At 58.0% G+C, this 19,826-nt stretch carries 17 protein-coding genes; 12 read left to right on the top strand and 5 right to left on the bottom strand.

The genetic code is table 11. The features are described 5' to 3' along the window. The first annotated feature begins 21 nt into the window (after window positions 1–21). The 12 genes from C7434_RS11810 to C7434_RS11755 all read left to right on the top strand — a co-directional run bounded on the left by C7434_RS11810 (window position 22) and on the right by C7434_RS11755 (window position 11,670). Window positions 22–1,122, top strand: a complete 1,101-nt coding sequence (locus C7434_RS11810) for an ABC transporter permease (RefSeq protein ID WP_033739104.1) — start codon at window positions 22–24, stop codon at window positions 1,120–1,122. Beyond that, the gene (locus tag C7434_RS11805; RefSeq protein ID WP_033739103.1) at window positions 1,119–2,219 is read left to right on the top strand and encodes a substrate-binding domain-containing protein; all 1,101 of its coding nucleotides are present in this window, start codon (window positions 1,119–1,121) and stop codon (window positions 2,217–2,219) included. The genes C7434_RS11810 and C7434_RS11805 overlap by 4 nt, the downstream gene beginning before the upstream one ends. Window positions 2,220–2,233: 14 nt before the next feature. After that, the gene (locus C7434_RS11800; RefSeq protein ID WP_006121624.1) at window positions 2,234–3,064 is read left to right on the top strand and encodes an SMP-30/gluconolactonase/LRE family protein; all 831 of its coding nucleotides are present in this window, start codon (window positions 2,234–2,236) and stop codon (window positions 3,062–3,064) included. A gap of 246 nt (window positions 3,065–3,310) precedes the next feature. Beyond that, a complete protein-coding gene (gene yiaK, locus C7434_RS11795) occupies window positions 3,311–4,324 on the top strand; it encodes a 3-dehydro-L-gulonate 2-dehydrogenase (protein ID WP_033739101.1) in 1,014 nt (337 codons plus the stop codon). Continuing rightward, window positions 4,321–4,788 carry a YhcH/YjgK/YiaL family protein gene (locus C7434_RS11790; protein WP_033739099.1) on the top strand — a complete coding sequence of 156 codons (468 nt, stop codon included), beginning with the start codon at window positions 4,321–4,323 and terminating at the stop codon, window positions 4,786–4,788. The genes yiaK and C7434_RS11790 overlap by 4 nt, the downstream gene beginning before the upstream one ends. Window positions 4,789–4,802: 14 nt before the next feature. Further along, on the top strand, window positions 4,803–6,098 hold the full coding sequence (locus C7434_RS11785) for an MFS transporter (RefSeq protein WP_033739097.1): 1,296 nt from the start codon (window positions 4,803–4,805) through the stop codon (window positions 6,096–6,098). Continuing rightward, a complete protein-coding gene (locus C7434_RS11780; RefSeq protein ID WP_033739096.1) occupies window positions 6,095–7,576 on the top strand; it encodes an FGGY-family carbohydrate kinase in 1,482 nt (493 codons plus the stop codon). Before C7434_RS11785 ends, C7434_RS11780 begins: the two co-directional genes overlap by 4 nt. Then, window positions 7,573–8,229, top strand: coding sequence for a 3-keto-L-gulonate-6-phosphate decarboxylase UlaD (gene ulaD / locus C7434_RS11775; RefSeq protein WP_133745490.1), 657 nt, complete (start codon window positions 7,573–7,575; stop codon window positions 8,227–8,229). The genes C7434_RS11780 and ulaD overlap by 4 nt, the downstream gene beginning before the upstream one ends. Then, a complete protein-coding gene (locus tag C7434_RS11770; RefSeq protein ID WP_006121631.1) occupies window positions 8,226–9,086 on the top strand; it encodes an L-ribulose-5-phosphate 3-epimerase in 861 nt (286 codons plus the stop codon). Before ulaD ends, C7434_RS11770 begins: the two co-directional genes overlap by 4 nt. After that, window positions 9,083–9,781 carry an L-ribulose-5-phosphate 4-epimerase gene (araD, locus tag C7434_RS11765; RefSeq protein WP_033739093.1) on the top strand — a complete coding sequence of 233 codons (699 nt, stop codon included), beginning with the start codon at window positions 9,083–9,085 and terminating at the stop codon, window positions 9,779–9,781. Before C7434_RS11770 ends, araD begins: the two co-directional genes overlap by 4 nt. Before the next feature lie 34 nt (window positions 9,782–9,815). Beyond that, complete coding sequence (locus C7434_RS11760; protein WP_033739091.1) at window positions 9,816–10,334, top strand: DUF1440 domain-containing protein; 519 nt, start codon at window positions 9,816–9,818, stop codon at window positions 10,332–10,334. A gap of 262 nt (window positions 10,335–10,596) precedes the next feature. After that, on the top strand, window positions 10,597–11,670 hold the full coding sequence (locus C7434_RS11755) for an acyltransferase (RefSeq protein ID WP_033739089.1): 1,074 nt from the start codon (window positions 10,597–10,599) through the stop codon (window positions 11,668–11,670). Between the two features lie 110 nt (window positions 11,671–11,780). On the opposite strand, the gene iutA is transcribed toward C7434_RS11755, so the two are convergent. From iutA to iucA, 5 genes are read right to left on the bottom strand one after another with little or no spacing between them, the layout of a single operon-like run. Continuing rightward, window positions 11,781–13,976, bottom strand: a complete 2,196-nt coding sequence (iutA, locus tag C7434_RS11750) for a ferric aerobactin receptor IutA (RefSeq protein ID WP_033739086.1) — start codon at window positions 13,974–13,976, stop codon at window positions 11,781–11,783. Window positions 13,977–14,003: 27 nt separating this feature from the next. Continuing rightward, window positions 14,004–15,338, bottom strand: a complete 1,335-nt coding sequence (iucD, locus tag C7434_RS11745) for an NADPH-dependent L-lysine N(6)-monooxygenase (protein WP_033739084.1) — start codon at window positions 15,336–15,338, stop codon at window positions 14,004–14,006. A 3-nt stretch (window positions 15,339–15,341) separates the two neighbouring features. Continuing rightward, window positions 15,342–17,075, bottom strand: a complete 1,734-nt coding sequence (iucC, locus tag C7434_RS11740) for an aerobactin synthase IucC (RefSeq protein ID WP_033739082.1) — start codon at window positions 17,073–17,075, stop codon at window positions 15,342–15,344. After that, the gene (gene iucB / locus C7434_RS11735; protein WP_033739081.1) at window positions 17,075–18,022 is read right to left on the bottom strand and encodes a GNAT family N-acetyltransferase; all 948 of its coding nucleotides are present in this window, start codon (window positions 18,020–18,022) and stop codon (window positions 17,075–17,077) included. The genes iucC and iucB overlap by 1 nt, the downstream gene beginning before the upstream one ends. Beyond that, window positions 18,023–19,747 carry an aerobactin synthase IucA gene (gene iucA / locus C7434_RS11730; protein WP_033739080.1) on the bottom strand — a complete coding sequence of 575 codons (1,725 nt, stop codon included), beginning with the start codon at window positions 19,745–19,747 and terminating at the stop codon, window positions 18,023–18,025. Between the last annotated feature and the right edge of the window lie 79 nt (window positions 19,748–19,826).

Genomic DNA, 19,826 nt, shown 5'->3' with positions numbered 1-19,826 from the left:
AAGGCAGTCAGGAGAAACGCTATGTCTAAAACCTCGGTGAAATCTACTGCACTTGAACAACGGGTCAGCCTTGCTCAGCATGGTTTTGCGCCGTGGTCGATGCAGGTCGTCACCCGCTACGGATTACTGTTGTTATGTGTGCTGCTGGCGTTACTGTTTTCGGTACTGTCCCCAACTTTCGCATCCCTGCTCACCGTGCAGGCCATTCTGTCCAGTAAGGCCAAAATCGCCCTGCTGGCGCTGGCCGCCACCTTGCCGATGATTGTGGGCAAAATCGACCTGAACGTCGGTTTCGGGATCGTGCTGTGGCACATCCTGGCCATTACGCTTCAGGTGGAATACGGCTTTTCCTGGCAGATGGCGGTGCTGACGGTGCTGGTCTTGTCGGCGCTGTATGGCCTGCTGAACGGCATTCTGGTGGCGCTGGCGGATATCGACAGCTTCGTCGCCACGCTCGGTTCCGGCACGGTGCTGTATGCCATTGCGTTGTGGCACTCCGGCGGTCGCCAAATTGTTGGTGACTTACCGGATGCCTTTAGTGCGCTGCACAGTACCGAAGTATTTGGCATTCCGATTGGTGCCTTCTATGTGCTGGGCCTGGCGCTGGTATTGTGGCTGATCACTGAGCACACGCCACTGGGAAGGTGCATGTATGCCGTGGGCGGTAATCCCGTCGCCGCGCGCCTCAACGGTATTGCCGTAAATAAATACGTGATCGGCGCGTTTATCGCCTCCAGTGTGATCACCGGCTTCAGCGGGGTGCTGATTGCGGCGGAACAGGGCGTCGGCCAGGCCAGCGTCGGGATGGATTACCTGCTGCCTGCGCTGGTCGGGGCTTTTCTGGGCAGTACCACCATTCGTCCGGGGCGGGTAAACGTCTGGGGCACCGTGGTCGGCATCGCTATCCTGGCTATCGGGATTGCCGGTATTCAGCAGTTTGGCGGCGCGTTCTGGGTGGAACCGCTGTTTAACGGTGCCACGTTGCTGCTGTCGATTACGCTGGCCGGCTACGCTCAGCGCCGCCGTATGTTGAATCAAAAAGCCGTCGTGCGCAGTCAGAGCGCGCCGGCGACCACACCTGACTCACAGCAAAAAACCATCACACCAGGGAACTCATTATGAAAAATCCGGTATTTGGTCTTTCTCTCATCGCCATGCTGGTCGCCACCTTACCAGCCCATGCAGACAGCTATCTCGATCAGGCGACAGCGGCCGTGGCCAAAGCGACGGCCAGCGCCACGACCTGGGACGGTCCGACGACCGGGCCAACGCTACAGCCTAAAAAGAAACTGATCTTTATCGCCTCGGATATGAAAAACGGCGGTGTGCAGGGCGTTCAGCAAGGCCTGAGCGAAGCGGCGAAAGTGGCTGGCTGGACGCTGGATACGCTGGACGGCGCAGGCTCTGTCAAAGATCAACTGGCGGCGCTGAATCAGGCGATTGCCCAGCGCCCTGACGGTATCGTTATCGGCGGCTGGAACCCGAACGTCGCCAAAATGCCGCTGAAAAAAGCCCTGCAGCAAAAAATCGTGCTGATGGCCTGGCACGCAGAGCCTCAGCCGGGCCCGATTAAGCAGTACGGGATCACCGATAACATTACGTCCGATTCTAATGAGGTTGCCCGTCTGGCGGCGCAGTACGCCATTGTGAAGTCAGGCGGCAAAGCGCAGGTGATTATCTTCACCGACTCGCTGTACAAAATCGCGCTGGATAAAGCCAATGCGATGAAGCAGGAAATTGAGAAGTGCAGCGAGTGTAAAGTCATCGACTTTATTGACACGCCGCTGGCCGATACCTCTAACCGTATGCCGTCGCTGACCTTTAGCCTGTTACAGAAGTACGGCGACCGCTGGCAGTACTCGCTGGCGATTAATGACCTTTATTTTGACTTTATGGCACCCGCGCTGAAAACCGCAGGGAAAGGCGGCAAAAACGCACCGTATAACATCTCGGCAGGCGACGGCTCGGTGTCGGCCTTCCAGCGCATTCGCAATGGTGAAAGCCAGGTCGCGACCGTCGCTGAACCGCTAAAACTGCATGGCTGGCAACTGCTGGATGAGTTCAACCGCGCCTTCGCCGGACAGCCCCCGTCAGGCTATGTCACGCCTGCGCACCTGATTACACCGGAAAATATCAGCCGGGATGGCGGACCGCAGAACCACTACGATCCGGAAAACGGCTATCAGGACCATTACAAAGCCATCTGGGGCGTGAAGTAACGGAGGCCAGCATCATGCAGGTAGAAAAACTGTGCTCCCCTGCTACCTGGGCCGAAGGCCCAGTCTGGTTACCGGCGCTTGATGGGGTGGTATTTAGCGATGTCAAAGGCAACCGTATGTACTGCTGGCAGCGCAATGGCGAGCTGAGTATCTGGCGTCATCATTCTCACTATGCCAATGGCAATGCCCGCGACCATCAGGGACGCGTGGTCAGTTGCGAACACGGTCGCCGGGCTATCAGCCGGACAGAAACAGACGGTACGGTGAACGTGCTGGTGGATAAAGTCGAGGGCAAGCGGTTTAACTCGCCTAACGATCTGGCGATCCGCTCCGACGGCACCATCTGGTTTACCGATCCGCCTTACGGGATAGTCAGCGATCATGAGGGTTACCTGGCTCCCAGCCAGGTGATCGGCTGCTATCTCTACTGTTTTGATCCGGAAAGTGGGCAGCTCAGCATTGCCGCCAGCGATCTGCAGCGGCCAAACGGGCTGGCGTTCTCGCCTGATGAAAGCGTGCTGTACGTGGCGGACATGTCGGTGGTGGATTTCCCGACGCTCGGCCGCCATGAGTTGCGCACCTATAAAGTGGACGGTCGCACGTTGTCTGCAGGGCAATTTTTTGCCGATGTCTCACCCGGTTTCCCGGACGGATTTTGTGTGGATGCCAACGGCGATATTTACTGTAGTTGCGCTGACGGCGTGATTATTTTCGACAGCAGCGGAAACCGTAAAGGCAAAATCCCGATTCCTGAAACGGTATCCAACTGCACCTTTGGCGGACCGAATAATGATGAACTTTATATCACAGCCAACACTTCACTCTACCGGGTAACGCTGCGCTAACGCCCCTGCACAGGCAGGGCGAAAAGCAGAGCAAAACAGGTCAGCTGTCTCTCAGCTGACCGGCCTGACTGTGGCCGGAATCGGGCAAAAAAGCCCAAGATCACAGAAGTCAGAATTAATTACATCCTGTTGATTTAAATGAAATAATTTTTGAGTCATTTCTTTGACTCGCTGCATTTTTCCCCATAGCATTTAGTTGAAATTTCATTCCACATTATGAAATAAGACGCGGGGAGTATCAGTCAGATGAGAATCAGCTATCAGCAGTTGTATCAGGAGTTTCTTCGCGTACTCCTCAGCCGCAACGTGCCTCAGGCCAAAGCCGAGGCCTGCGCGCGCATGTTTACTGAAACCAGTCTTAACGGCGTCTATTCCCATGGCGTTAACCGCTTCCCGCGTTTTATTCAGCAACTGGATGCCGGCCACATTATTCCCGATGCGGATGCGCAAAAAGTCCTGTCGCTGGGTGCGATTGAGCAGTGGGATGCGCAACGCGCCATTGGCAATATCACCGCCCATAGCATGATGGAGCGCGCGATGGCGCTGGCCACGGAACACGGCATTGGGCTGGTGGCCTTACGCAATGCCAATCACTGGATGCGCGGTGGCAGCTATGGCTGGCAGGCGGCGGAAAAGGGCTTTGTCGGCATCTGCTGGACCAACTCCATTGCCGTAATGCCGCCCTGGGGCGCAAAAAGCTGCGCGATCGGCACCAATCCGCTGATTATCGCGGTACCGGGCGAGCCGGTTACGATGGTGGATATGTCCATGTCGATGTTCTCCTACGGCATGCTGGAAGTGAATCGCCTGGCGGGGAAAAGCCTGCCGGTCGATGGCGGCTTTGATGATGAGGGCAACTACACCCGCGATCCGGCCACGCTGGAAAAAAACCGCCGCATTTTACCAATGGGTTACTGGAAAGGCTCAGCGCTGTCTGTGGTGCTGGATATGCTGGCCACCCTGCTCTCTAACGGCGCCTCCGTGACTGAAGTCACTCACGACAACGGCGATGAATTTGGCATTTCTCAGGTGTTTATCGCCATCGACGTCGATCGGCTCATTCCGGGCGAAACCCGCCAGCAAAAACTCGATCGTATTCGCGCATCCATTACCGGTGCGGAACCGGCTGACAGCACACAGGCGATTCGCCTGCCGGGCGACAAATTCCCGCCACTGCGTGAAGAAAACGAACGCCTGGGTATTCCGGTTGATGAGCGCGTCTGGGCGCGCATTCAGGCGCTACAGGAGAAGGCATCATGATTACCGGACACCTTGCCAATACCGATCCCCGTCACTATCCCGCCGCGATTGCTCATGCCCTGGCCTACCTCGCCGGTCATGATCTGGCAAACATGGCCGCCGGCCGTTATCAGGACGAAGAAACCGGCTGGGTCGTACAGGTGTTAGATCTTCACACGGTTCCCGCCGCAGAGAATTACCCGGAGGCGCACCGCTATCACATCGACGTGCAGTATCTGGTGGCAGGCGAAGAAGTGATCGGCGTCGCCACACAACCGCTGGATCTGGCGGTGCATCAGCCTTACGACAGCGAACGCGACATCGTTTTTTATCATCATGCCCCCGATGAAACCCAGGTACGGATGCTGCCCGGCACGTTCGCCGTATTTTTTCCTCAGGATATTCATCGTCCTAACTGCGCGGTCAGTCAGCCCGGTCCGATCCGCAAAGTCGTGGTGAAGATCCCCACGCGCGATCTGGTGTAAGGCAGGGAGGCACGATGAGCATCACCACAAGCGCTGTCAATCATGAAAAGGTCCCTGCACTGCGCTGGCTGCGGATCATTCCGCCGATTCTGATTACCTGCATCATTTCGTATATGGATCGGGTCAACATCGCCTTTGCGATGCCGGGCGGCATGGATGCTGAACTGGGCATCAGCGCCTCGATGGCCGGGCTGGCAGGCGGCATTTTCTTCATTGGCTACCTGTTCCTGCAGGTGCCCGGCGGCAGGCTGGCCGTTTACGGCAACGGTAAACGCTTTATTGGCTGGTCGCTGCTGGCCTGGGCGGTGATTTCCATACTGACCGGCATGGCCACCAGCCAGTATCAGCTGCTGGCGCTGCGCTTTGCGCTGGGGATCGCCGAAGGCGGCATGTTACCGGTGGTGCTGACGATGATCGGCAACTGGTTCCCGGATGCGGAGCGCGGTCGCGCAAATGCCATCGTGATCATGTTTGTGCCGATCGCCGGGATCATCACGGCTCCGCTCTCAGGCTGGATCATTACCGGCTGGGACTGGCGCATGCTGTTCTACGTGGAAGGCGCGTTATCTCTGGTCGTGATGGCCCTGTGGCATTTCACGATCAGTAACCGCCCGCAGGAGGCGAGATGGATTTCGCCAGCCGAAAAACACTATCTCATCACCACGCTGCATAACGAACAGCTGATGATCAAAGGGCAGAACGTGCGCAACGCCTCGCTGATGCGTGTGATGCGCGAACCGGTTATGTGGCGGCTGATTCTGGTCAATTTCTTCTATCAGACCGGCATTTACGGCTACACGCTGTGGCTGCCCACCATCCTGAAAGGACTGACGCACGGTAATGTGGAGCAGGTGGGCTTTCTGGCCATTCTGCCCTACGTCGGGGCGATCGTCGGCATGTTTCTGTTTTCTGTTCTGTCGGACGCGACCGGACGGCGCAGGCTGTTCGTGGCGCTGCCGCTGGCCGGCTTTGCGCTGTGCATGGCGCTGTCGGTGTTACTGAAAGCGCATATCTGGTGGTCCTACGCGGCGCTGTTGGGCTGTGGCGTCTTTATCCAGTCTGCGGCGGGCGTGTTCTGGAGTATTCCGCCGCGCCTGTTTAATGCCGAGGTGGCTGGCGGCGCGCGCGGCCTGATCAACGCGCTGGGCAACCTGGGCGGCTTCTGCGGTCCCTACATGGTGGGCATTCTGATGGCGTTTTACAGCCGGGATGCCGGGGTTTACAGCCTTGCCATTTCACTGGCGATTGCCGCCCTGCTGGCGATGACGTTGCCCGCACGCTGCGATTCCCCTCAACAGGAGGCATTATGAAACGCTGGCTGGGACTGGACTGTGGCGGCACCTTTATTAAAGCCGGGCTTTACGATATACAGGGCCGCGAGCTGGCCGTCGCCCGGCAAAACCTGCCGGTTGTTGTACCGGAACCGGGTTATGCCGAACGCGATATGACGCTGCTGTGGCAACAGGCGGCAGCCGTCATCCGTGAGGTGCTGACCACCAGCGGCGAGGATGCGGCGTCGGTCGCCGGTATGGGCATTTCCGCACAGGGTAAGGGGCTGTTTCTGCTGGACAAACAGCACCGCCCGCTGGGCAACGGCATCCTCTCCTCCGACCGCCGCGCCCTGAGCCTTGTGCAACAGTGGCAACGGGAAGGCTTGCCGCAGAAACTCTATCCGCTGACCCGACAAACGCTGTGGACCGGCCATCCGGTGTCGCTGCTGCGCTGGATCAAGCAGCATCAGCCACAGCGCTATGCGGCGATTGGCAGCGTCATGATGGCCCATGACTATCTGCGTTTCTGTCTGACCGGCGAGCGGGCATGCGAAGAAACCAATATCTCTGAGTCCAATCTGTATGACATGCAGGCAGCCGACTGGTCGCCTGCACTGGCAGAGATGTCAGGTATCCCGGAGATAATATCGGCACTGCCGCCGATTATCGGCCCGACGCAGATTGCGGGCTATGTTACCGCCGGGGCCGCTGCCGAATGCGGTCTGCTGCCCGGTACGCCCGTCGTGGGCGGCCTGTTCGATGTGATGTCAACAGCGCTGTGCGCGGGCCTGAATGATGCGACGCGCCTGAACGCGGTGATGGGAACCTGGTCAGTGACCAGCGGCATTACCGACTGCATCAGCGATGAAGCAGACTATCCCTACGTTTATGGTCGTTATGCCATTGAGGGTCAGTACCTTATCCATGAGGCCAGCCCGACGTCGGCGGCCAATCTGGAATGGTTTTGTGACCAGTGGGGCATTAAGGACTACAGCCAGCTTAATACGTGGGTAGCAGCGCTGGTGCCCGCCAGCAGCAGTGTGCTGTTTCTGCCTTTCCTGTATGGCACCAATGCCGGTGCCGATCTGCACGGCAGCTTTTTTGGCCTGCAGGCAGGTCACACGCGCGCCCATCTGGTTCAGGCCATCTACGAAGGCGTGGTGTTCTCACATCTGACGCACCTCAACCGTATTCTGCAACGTTTTCCTCAGGTTACCGCCCTGCGTCTGAGCGGTGGGCCTACGCGTTCTGCGCCCTGGATGCAGATGTTTGCCGATGCCAGCGGCCTGACGGTTGAAGTTCCGCAGATCAGTGAGAGCGGCTGTCTGGGCGCGGCGCTGGTGGCATTAACCGGTACCGGGGCTTATGCCTCACTGCAGGCGGCCCAGCAGGCCCTGGCCCCTGACATCGTGTGCTGGCAACCGGACAGCACGTGCTATGACCGCTACCAGCAAAAGTATCAGCGTTATCAACATCTGATTCGCGTCCTGCGCGACGCCCAGGGAGACCTGCCATGAGCCTGCCCTTACTCCAGCTGGCGCTGGATCACACCAGGCTGGATGCCGCGCTCACTACCGCCCGGCAACTGCATCCGCATGTCGACATTATCGAAGCCGGTACGCTTTTGTGCCTGAGCTGCGGTGTTGAAGCCGTACGTCATCTGCGCCAGCAGCACCCGGAAAAAACGCTGGTCGCGGATTACAAAGTGGCGGATGCCGGCGGCACCCTGGCGGAGATGGCTTTTGCGGCAGGGGCTAACTGGATGACGGTGATCTGTGCCGCGCCGCTGGCAACCTTTGCCAGCGCGCTGGCGGTGGCGCAGCAGTACCAGGGGGATATTCAGATCGAACTGTTTGGCAACTGGACGCTGGATGATGCCCGGCAGTGGCGAAAGCTGGGTCTGACCCAGGCTATTTATCACCGTGGACGGGACGCACAGGCCAGCGGGCAACAGTGGAATCAGCACGATCTGGATACCATGAAAGCCTTATCAGACCTGGGTTTTGCCCTGTCCGTCACGGGCGGTATCACCCCGGATGACCTTTCTCAGTTTCGCGATATCGATGTGAAGGCGTTTATTGCCGGCCGCGCCCTGAGCGATGGCGAGAACGGCATTGCATGCGCCACCGCATTTCACCGGGCCATTGGCCGCCATTGGGGGACAGTATGAAACGCCTGCACCCGTTAGGGATTTACGAAAAAGCCCTGCCTGCGAATCTCACCTGGCCAGAACGTCTCGCGCTGGCCAAAGCCTGCGGGTTTGATTTTGTGGAAATGTCGGTCGATGAAACCGATGAACGGCTGGACCGGCTGAACTGGAGCAAAGAGCAGCGCCTGTCGCTGGTCAACGCGACCATCGAAACCGGCGTCACCATTCCTTCCCTGTGCCTGTCCGGCCATCGCCGCTTTCCCTTTGGCAGCCACGATCCGGCGATCCGCCAGCGCGCAGACGATCTGATCGATCAGGCCATCCAGCTGGCGAAAGATGTGGGGATCCGCACGATTCAACTGGCGGGCTATGACGTCTACTACGAACCGCATGATGCAGGCACGGTCGCGCGGTTTGCCGAGGGCTTGTCACGCGCAGTGCAGCGCGCAGCAGCGGCGCAGGTGATGCTGGCGGTGGAGATCATGGATACCGAATTCATGAACGCCATCAGCAAGTGGAAAGCCTGGGAACAGCAGCAGGCTTCTCCGTGGTTTTCCGTTTATCCGGATGTAGGCAATCTCAGCGCCTGGGGCAATGACGTGACTGCCGAACTGACGCTGGGCATTGATCGCATCGCCGCCATTCATTTGAAAGATACCCAACCGGTCACCGCCCATTCGCCGGGGCAGTTCCGCGATGTGCCCTTTGGTGAAGGCTGCGTGGATTTCGTTGGCGTGTTTCGCACGCTCAAAGCGCTGAATTATCGCGGATCGTTTCTGATTGAGATGTGGACCGAGAAAGCCGAGGAGCCGGTTGCCGAGATCGTACAGGCACGGCGCTGGATTGAACAGAAAATGCAGGAAGGAGGCTTACTATGAGCATTGCCATGATGAAAGAGCAGGTGCTGGCGGCAAACCTGGCGCTGCCGCGCCACCATCTGGTGACGTTTACCTGGGGCAACGTCAGCGCCGTCGATCGTGCGCAAGGGCTGATGGCGATTAAGCCCTCCGGCGTGGAATACGACGGCATGACGGTAGACGATATTGTGGTACTGGAACTGGCAAGCGGCCGCGTGGTGGAGGGCACGAAAAAGCCTTCATCGGACACGGCCACCCATCTGGCGCTCTATCGGGCCTTTGAGGACATCGGCGGCATTGTGCACACGCATTCGCGTCATGCCACCATCTGGGCGCAGGCGGGCCAGGACCTGCCAGCCTGGGGCACCACGCACGCTGACTACTTCTATGGTGCCATTCCCTGCACCCGACTGATGACGGAGGCCGAAATTATTCACGATTACGAGCACAATACCGGCGAAGTGATTATCGAAACCTTCCGCTCACGCGGCATCAGCCCGACGGCCATTCCCGCCGTGCTGGTTAATGCTCACGGGCCGTTTGCCTGGGGGAAAGACGCAGAGAATGCCGTGCATAACGCAGTCGTGCTGGAGGAAATCGCCTATATGGGGATTTTTTCCCGCCAGCTGACGCCTGATATCACCCGAATGCAGCAGCCGTTACTGGATAAACACTTTCTCAGAAAGCATGGAGCAAACGCCTATTACGGCCAGTAATTCTCTTCTTTTTACTCAGCGGGAGCGGTGAAAAATGAAAACAGGGTTTTATCTGACGTCCCCGGCCGATCGGCATTACGGTGCGGCGCTGTGGGCAGGGTTTTGGGGCGGTAACGTCGCCAGTTTTGTCAAATGGGGCACGGAGAATCCGTTTCCGCCCAGAACGCCGGACAGGGCAATTCCCCCCGCCGAGATGCTCCAGGATATGGGAATCAACGTCAGCAACCTGGTCTATCACTATTCCGGTCATGTGGTGAACTGGGGCGTGGCCGGTGTTCATCATCTGTTCTCGATTTTCTTTGCCCTGCTCTACTGCGCCCTGGCCGAGATTATCCCGATCATTACGCTGGGTCAGGGCGTGGCGTTCGCCCTGATCATTACCGTGGCATTTCACGCCGTGATCCTGCCCATAAACGGCTGGGCACCGCCCTTATGGCACCTGCCGCTGGCGGAAATTGCCTCGGAAACGCTGGGACATATTCTGTGGATGTGGACGATAGAAATCTTTCGGCGCGCTCTGGGTGGACACGTATCGCCGCGCCGCGCTGCATGAGTCTGTTGCGCACGTAAGTTATCAATTTTGGTTAAGAACCCTCTGAAAACCTGATGGCGCACTTTTCTCCTTGTGCGCCTAACAGCCTCGATCGCCGCGCTTTATTCAGCAAAAATACGCTATCGTTTGGAAATGTATTTTTCTGCCCGATAAACGGCGGTTGACCATTGTTAAGTCATTTTTACAATACGGCCTACGCTTAACCGTATCGGCTCGCCCGCGCGACTGCCGCTAATGAGTCAACCGACAGGCTGTAACATTCATGAAAATCGTCTCAATCCAGTATCTGCGCGGCCTTGCTGCGTTACTTGTGGTACTGGCGCACAACTCATCGCTGTTAGAGGGTCACTGGACCCGACACATTCCAGGCGCGCTGGGCGTGGACGTGTTCTTTATTATCAGCGGCTTCATCATGACCTTCATTACCCATCAGTTTAACGAAGCCCCGACCTCATTCATGGTGAAACGCTTTTTCCGCATCTGGCCGGTCTTCTTTGTCGTCTGGCTGTTGTCTTTCGCAGTGGTGTATCACGATCGCTCTCTTCATGATATGTCCTGTGCGCTCTATTTCTGTCTGCAGGATTACAGCAGCGCCGGACCGACGTTTGGATTCAGCGCGTTAGGGCCGCCCTGGACGCTGTCTTACGAGATCCTGTTTTACGCCGTTTTCACCGTAGCGATGTGCATCAACTACCGCTATCGCAGCTACCTTTGTGCACTGATTTTCATCGTCTCCAGTGTGGGATTTCAGCTTTACTACAACGGCAGTTTTGACTTTTCCTCACAGGTTTCGCCGCATCTGACGGTGACGCACTGGTGGCAGGCGTGGATTAAGTTAATCAGTAACACTATCTGTATGGAGTTCATCCTGGGGATGCTGCTGGCAGAATTGCTGGTGAAGCGTAAGCTACCGGAACTGGATAACAGAATGCGCCGACTGCTTCAGGCAGGGCTGGTGCTGGCGGTCATTACCGCCCTGATTACAGGACCTCAGCCCTTTGGCCTGCACGGCGGTTTCTGGCTGGCCGCCGCCATCATGATCATGACGGTGATGCTGAGCTACCGTGCCGACACCGGTCACAACCGTACGCTGATTTTCCTGGGGGATATCTCATATTCGCTGTATCTCATCCACTATCCGCTCATGGTACTGCTGATGAACAGCCTGGCAGATAAAGCCTGGACAGATAACCTTATGATTTTCGTACTGTCGGTCAGCGCCAGCGTGGCGCTGGCGTCGGTAATGTTTTTCTACATTGAAAAGCCCGCCATCAAAGCAGGTAAGCGCGTCGCCCGCTGGTTGTCTGCCCCGCTGACGCTGCATCGCAGTTCGTAATCCGGTAAACACAGTGGCCTGAACCGGTCACTATGTTTGTTGTACTCAACACGCTGCCAGGATAACGGGCGTGAGGCTTGCCCGGCGCAACACCGGGCAAAAATACCGACTCAGAACAGCACGGAGTAGTTCAGACCAAACGTCCGTCCCCGGCCTTTGTACTGATACAGCGACGGTGAACCATAGGTCGGGCTGTAGTACAGCGGCGCGCGCTGGCCCCATACCGTGGTGTAATCACGATCCAGCAGGTTTTCCACGCTGAAGCTCAGCTTGCCGACAGGCAGTTCATAGCTGCCAATGAAATCAACAGTGGTGTAGCCGTTGATGTTGTAGCCCGCTTCGTCGCTGAGATTAAACGAGGTAGTGCTCTGCACCTTCAGGCTCCACGGATCCGGCGACCAGCCAACATAGGCGGTCGCTTTCGACGGGCTGGCCACTTTCACGTCATATTTTCGCCAGCTGCCATCCACTTTGGACTCGGTTTTGAGCACGTTGAAGTTTGCTCCGGTGCTCCAGTCGGTGTCCGGGATAAAGTAATCCACGGCCCCTTCCACCCCGTAAATGCGGCGCTTATCGTCAACCACGCTGATCGTCAGGTCCTGATTCTGCTGCACATTCTTGTCTGACAGCGAGTAATAGGCGCTGAGCTGCGTACGCAGATTATCGCCGGTATAGCGCCAGCCCAGTTCCCATGAATCGACTTTGATGCCCTGCAACTTGCTGGCATCCACATTAACGCTGTTGGTCAGCGGGAGATTGCCGTTAACCGCCCGGCCATAGGTGCCGCGCCCGTAATATTTGCCTGGATCGGGCAGCTCAACGCCCTGCGAGAAGTTAAACCAGGCCTGCTGCCGCGCCGTGATATGCATCAGGATACCGGCGTTATACAGGAAGTTATCGTAATCGGTAGACCCGCCTGGAATCGCATCGGCCGAGCGCGCGGTACCGTTGGCAATCGCCTGCTGCTGAGCGTAACCGACGAAATCATCCACCTTGTTTTCGGTGTACTGATAGCGCACACCGCCACTCAGCGTAAACGTCTCATTGATGTCGTAGCTGGACTGCAGGAAGGTCGCCAGATTAGTAATGTCATAACCCGGATAACGGCCCGTGGTGTAGATGCTCTGGTTGTTCAGCCCGCCCGAGGCGGCAGACTGGCCCAGATCAAAGAACATCTGGTTGGAACTGAAACGCTCATGATCGGCGTCTACGCCGTAGGTCAGCTGCAGCCCATCGACCGGCTTACTGGTGATCGCCAGCTTACCGCCGTACTGATCGGTGTTCTGCTCTGAGGAGGACAAACTGGTGACGCGTCCGCCGGACACCGTGGGGAACGGATAAAACGCCAGTGACTCGTCCCGGTAGTAAACCTGCCCCACCAGCTCCTGACCAAGAAAATCAGTATTGGAGTACTGCAGGCTGACCAGATGGCGTTCGGTGCCGGGAAGGCGGTCGGAGTTCAGCCCTTTGCGGGTGTACGCGGTGCCTCCGCCCGTTACTGCGGAGAAGTTACGCCCAAGATAGAGGCCATAATCGTCATCGCCCTGACTTTTGTAGTACTGCGTGACCAGCTGCAGTTGCTGGTGGTCATCAATCTCCAGCGTGCCGGTGCCCATAATATCCAGACGATCGGAATACTGCAGGCCCGTCTGGGTATTGTCCATCAGCAGTGAATCGCCCTTGCCATCATACCAGCCGCCAAACTTTTGGTAGGCAACAGACAGGCGTCCGGAGGCACGATCGGTGCCGCCGGAGAGGGCAGCCGCCACGCGTTCATCATGGTCTTTGCTACTGTTGAATCCGGTTTTGGTGCCGGTTTCAAACTCGAACTGGGTCCCTGGCTGGCCTTTTTTGGTCACGATATTGATCAGGCCACCGGTACTGCCGCCGCCGTATAGCGAGGTGGAACCGGAGATCACTTCAATATGATCGATATTAAACGGATCGATGGAATCCAGCTGACGGCTGTCGGTACGCGAGGAGTTAAGACGTACGCCATCCACCAGCACCACAATTGCGCGGCCACGCATGTTCATACCGTAGTTGGTGCGGCCCTGGCTACTGACGTCCAGGCCCGGTACCAGCTGTGCCAGCGCATCTTTAAACTCTTTTCCGCCCTGGACCTGTTGCTCCAGTTCGGCCCCTTCAATCACCCAGGTGGTCTGTGCCATTTCCGCCACGGTGCGGTGCGTACGGCTGGCGGAGACAACCATTTCATTCTCACTGGTTTGCTGTGCCACCGCCGGTGCCATCATGGCTAATAACAGCGGATTAAGCAGCCAGATATTTTTGTTTTTAGTCTTCATCGTCGTTCCTGCATGCGAGGTTAAGGTTTACCCCAAGGACTCGGTATAGTTTTGAGTGGATGCAGCACCCTGCTGCGGTTTTTCCCGGCTCGCGCTGCGCCACTGAATCAGGGCAGGCGGCGTGCTGAGATCGAACAAATCACGCCCCAGCGCGCGATTCAGAATACGGGCGGAACGCCAGGCCATCAGGCTGAGTTGCGGTTCAGCGATGCCGTGCGTTTGCATACTGGCGTTGACCGCAAAGATGTTAGTGTCCCTGGGTCCGTTCCACTCCAGCGTGAAATCTTCGCGCACGCTGAACGTGCACTCGTCTTTCATGGTCAGGCGGCTCATCAGCGGTGACAGTAGCTCGGGCAACGCCGGGCGATAACCGGTGGCAAAAATCACCACATCGCACTCAATCAGGTCATAACCCTGATCGAGCTGATGCTGTAACTGTAGCTGCCAGCATTGCTGATGGCGGGTCAGTTCCACCACCGAGCGGCTGGGAAGCAGATGCGCATTGCGCGGCTGCCTCAGCACCTCAAAGCGATGATACAGCTCGCGATAAATCGTCAGCAGCGACGCTGCCGTAATGCCATCCGAAGTCATCTTTTGCTCATCCAGCATGGTCTGGCGCGCCTTCTCACTCAGGCCGACAAAGCTGGATACGTACTCAGGGGTGAAATATTCATTGGCAAAGGCCGCTTCATCCAGCGCGTTAAAGTTATTGCGGCGCGACACCCAACTGACATTCGCCGGTTCACCCCACTCTCCCCGGAAGGCGTTCAGGAACAGATCGGCACCGCTCTGCCCTCCGCCGATTACGGCAACGCGTTTGCCGCGCAGATCGGGCTTGCGCAGGCTCATCTCACTGGCGTGGAAACAGGTCGCACTGATGCGGTTGACGCACGGCGGCAGATAGGGTTGTTTACCAATACCAAGACAAATATTGCGTGCGTAGCGCTCACCGTCATGGCTGTGAATCACGAAACGCTGTTTCGTGTCGTCAAACTCGATGCGCTCCACCGTGTGATTAAAGTGCAGGTTATCCATGCCCTCGGCGGCCCAGCGCAGATAGTCAGAAAACTCATCCCGCGATACGGTTCGCAGCTCTGCCGTCATAAAGCGGTAGAATTTCTTACGCTTCACAAGGTAGTTCACAAAGCTGAACGGGCTGGTGGGCGCAACTGCCGAGACCAGATCTTTTAAGAAAGAGGTCTGCATATGGCAGTCCGGCACCAGCATGCCGGGATGCCAGGCAAAATCCGGCCGACTGTCTAAAAACGCACTGGTAAAACCCTCGGCTTCGTGTGCCAGCGCCGCGATACTCAGGTTGAACGGGCCAATACCGATGCCAATAAAATCAACAGTGTTTGTCATGATTCAGTCCTTGGTGACCAGCCACAGCGGGTTTTGCAGATTTTCCAGGTAAGTGGGCAACATACGGCTCCCGCCATCCTGATCGGGCCAGGTGAGCTTTACCGGGTTCAGCACGACGCGAATGATTTGTGGCTTGAAGAGGGAGAAAAGCGCAAAGCGCGCCGACAGCTGCGGGTGCGCCTGCATGTAATCGCTCAACACTGCGGCAAGCAGTTGGTAAAAGCGCCGCTCGGGTACGCCAAGGCGCGCCATCAACGGCGAAATAAAACGCAGAACCGTAACAAAATGTCCGGTTTGCAGGTCATGAATCAAATAGTCCGCGCTCAGGCGGGCCGTGACATCACGGACCGCCTGAGGCAGAGAGGCCATCTCGGGAAAATCGTCCTTCACCAGCCGCATGTCGCCCTGAAAATCCTTCAGCAGGACGCGCTGCGGAATACTGTCTTTCATCGCCAGGGTAATATTTTGTCCGTGCGCGATCAGCGCCACGCCGTAACGGCACAGCAGGTGATACAGCGGCACGACGACCACGCGAAACATCTGACTGAGCCAGGCCTCGGCGCTCAGGCCCGAGCGGGCAATGTAGGCACCGATAAGCGGCTGTCCCTGCTCATCGCACTCCATCAACGTCGCCATCAGAATCGGCGTTTCGTCCTGATGCAGCCAGCGCGCAGGATTTTCGCGCCAAATCACGCCCAGCATTTCCTGGTAGCGATAGGGGGCTTCGGCCAGCGCGGCGTAACCTTGATGAGCGACATAGCCTGCGGCCGGTTCGCCCAAAATCACCGCCCCGCTTTGCTGCAACGTTGCATCAGTGGCAAAGACATGTTGTAACCAGCGCGAGGCCAGCGGGCCCGCCGCGATGTATTTGCCAGGAATGCCGCGATAGCAGGAGGTGTTGTAGATCGTCAGCGGCAGTTTGATATCCAGTCCGCCCTGACGGCTGGCATTGGTCAGCGTGCGCAGTGACTGCTGTGCCAGCCACCGATCGCCAAACTCGCCCAGCGAGACCATTTTGCCGGTGGCCAGATCCGCGACAAAATCGAGTGCGATTTTTTGCTGCCATTGCCAGGGATGAACCGGTAACGGCAGCCAGCTGTCGTCCAGTCCCTGTGCCTGCCAGGCCTCGGTGAACCGGGCGTATTCGCCGTCATCCATCGCGGCATGCAGCAGTTGCTGGATGTCCAGCGCGCTGTCGCAGCGCCAGACCAGATGCTCACGCTGAACCGCCAGCCAGTGCAGGCGGAACGTGTTCAGGTATTCCGGGGCGTAGCGCGCCAGTGCCGCCAGTCCCCAGCCGCGTCGGCCTTTGTTGAAAACAAATTTGGGATGGCCGCTGAGCAGGCACTGCAGGCGGTCGGCATCCAGATCGATAAGCGCGTCCGCGCTCATTCCCTGACGCGCCTGCATAAGCTGAAGATCGCCGCGCAAGGTGGCGTAGAGATCCTGCATATGCTCCGCTACCGTGGCATCGCTCATCGACAGCACCGGCTGTAACTGGCAGAGCAGGGTCTGGGCCAGTACCGGCGTATCCGCACAGCGCAGGCTTTGCGCATCGATCCATAGCCAGCCCCAGATGCCGCGTTCGGCGGTAAAGTGCCACTCAGCGCCCGGCAGGCTGATGCAGTAACGGTTATCGCCCTGCGCCTGGGCCTGAAAGACCTGCTCGTACTCCAGCTCGGCCAGCATTTTCGCCACCAGCTGACGGTTCACGGTTTCCCATGCGTGCGGATTCATCACAGGCCCACCTCGCTGAAGAAGCGGGCACGCCGGGTCATCACCAGGCGAGAGCGCTTGTGAGGGAAGTCGAACTCTTTAACGGTGGCATAGCCCGCAGGTGCCAGATGACGGAACAGGCGCTGATTATCAGCGCGTGGCTCCAGCACCAGCCGCTGGGTGTGCGGGTTATCCAGGAACAGGTAGTGGCTGATACCGCGCAGCCAGCTCTGCACATAGTGCGGTCCGCGCCACTGCGATTCGCCCACCAGCAGGTGCAGGCCGCGGTCATACGGCTGCCAGCTGTAGTGACGTCCGATACGGTCTTCGGCGGCCCAGTAGATTTCAAAGTAGCTGAAAGGCGCATCATCAAAGCAGCCAATCAGCGGAAAGGCATAGCTGCTGGTGAGCTGGCGTTGCAGGTAGGCGGTCTGCACCGCCAGCGATCCGCTTTGCTCCCAAAAATAATCCACGCGCGGATCGTTCATCCAGCGGGTGAACATCTCGGCATCCCGCGCAGGATCGGCCACGCGGAAGCTCAGCGTCCGGCGCACGCGCGGATCGTAACGGCGATAGACTTCGCCTTGAGGACGCGGCGGACGCTGGGGGAAGTAAATCTCACGTTCGGCATCAAAGACCATCTCGCCGGACGCCTGCTGAGGCGGCGTGGACAACCACAGCGGCAGTTGCCAGAACGCCTCGCGGTGCACGATATCGCTTTTCAGCGCGGCAAACAGGGCCAGCGCCTGCGGCTCTTCCCGCCATTCGGCATAGGGCAACACAATGGCGGAAAGCGACGGGGCCGCGATAAACATCTGATCCAGCGCATCACGCAACCAGCCTTCGGCAAGCGGGCCGGTATAATGCAGGACCGCACTGTTGTCCTGTCCCCAGCCCAGATTCAGGGCCTTACCAGACTTCTCGCAGCGCAAACCGTGGCCGCTGTGAACAATCGTTGCCTGAGACATTTAGCGCTCCTGGGACAGAAGGGGATTGGTGAAGTTGAAGTAGATTACCGACGGATCGACGATGGTGTTTTCGTTGTGATCGTGCAGGTAACAGAAGAAGTTGCCTTTCACATTCCAGTGCGGACTTTCCAGCACGTAATCGAGACAGTCCGTGTGCATGACCTCGCAGCGCAGCGCAGACAGCGCATCACGTACGCGCGCCATCAGGTGCATTTCGCTGTCCATGCCCGCCGCGCCCAGTGCCGCCGTGACCGCGAACGTGGAATTCACTAACAGGTAATAGGGGAAATAGCGCAGCAGCTGTTCGCGGCTAAAGACGTTTTCTGCCTGCGCTTCGCTAATCTCATCCAGCCAGCCTGCGGCGTGCGGCATAAAGGCGCTGCCCTGGCAATCGCGATAGATCAGGCCAACCGGCAGGTCTTGTGCCATTTCCACCAGGATATTTTGCTGATGCGCTAACAGCACCAGTCCGTAATCGGCTTCGGCCGTAAACAGCGGTTTCAGCACCTGCTGGCAGTATGCATCCACCCAGGCATGGGCGGCCTGTTGTTCGCTGATACGCAGGCGCTGGCTCAGGCGCTTAACCGCCGCCGTCAGCAGTGCGTCGCCGCCGTCCGGCGCGGACTGCGTCAGGGAGACCAGCACGTTGGTCTGACTCTGCGGCTGGTCGACAATCAGGTTTTCACGCAGTGCGAACAGGCTCTCTTCCCTGATCGTGCCCTGCATATCACGCAGCCCGGCCCAGCCGTCTTCCTGCATCACACGAAACGTCGGGAAACGCGCCTGCATCGCCTGCCAGCGCGCGGTCTGCGCCAGCCGCGCCAGCCGCATGCCGCGTTTGACTTCTTTCACCGATAAAGTGCGGACGGAGTTAGTGAGTCGCACGCTCAGCGAGAACTTGATCATGTCACGACTGGTCGCGCAATAAAGCGAGCGTGATGACGTGGTGGGCAGCCAGGATGTTCCCGCCTCACCCAGATCCTGTAGCCGTCCTTGCTCCATCAGTTGCTGACACCAGCTCTGCTGCAGCAAATAGTCGGCCTGCCAGGGATGCAGCGGGAATAACCACCGCTGGTCCGTCAACGCATGCAGCAGTTGCGGTGCATTCTCAGCCGCAAAACGCGTCAGGCGCTGCTGTAAGTTCAGTTTCAGGCTGTCGCCCGCCAGGTAATCTTTATCCACCGCGAACCAGCGCAGCGGAAAATGCGGGGCAAAATCGGGCAGGTAGCGTCTGGCCTGCTGCGGCGTGAAAGGTTCGTGCGATTTGGGGGCAGGATGGAAAGCGTGCCCGACCAGCAGCGCCTGTTCGGCCTCGGCAAAATTGAGTGCGTTTTCGCGCAGGCCGCCCCAGTCATGACGGGACGCCGCCGCTTCGCGGGTGTGAGCATGACTTTGCATTACGCGCTGGTAAAACGCCTCGCAGCCTGCGACGGGCAGCGCGTGCTGGTGTTGTAACTTATCGACAATCAGCCTGGCGACGGTTTCAAACGCCACCGGCTGGCTGCCACGCTGCGTCACCAGCCGGGCTGGAAAGACAAAACGGTGGTGCTGCGTCGGAGAAAAGTAAGCCACCTTAAAGTGTAAGGTCTGCTGTTCATCCAACGGGATCGTCAGTTCGGCGGGGTCACCCTGGCTCAACTGCCAGTCCCTGGTTTCACGGATCAGGGCGTTCAGGAAGCATTGTGCCGCCACGTCCCAGGCCCCGTCATGCGTTGATTGTATCATTATCAAACAATTTCCAGTCGTTATGATAATGCGAATTCTGCCGATAACAGTTCTCATTATCAACGACAATTGTTAGAAT

The organism is Pantoea sp. PNA 14-12, assembly GCF_004364735.1.
In the GTDB taxonomy this organism is placed as follows: Bacteria; Pseudomonadota; Gammaproteobacteria; order Enterobacterales; family Enterobacteriaceae; genus Pantoea; species Pantoea stewartii.
This window is presented reverse-complemented; position numbering and strand designations above follow the sequence as displayed.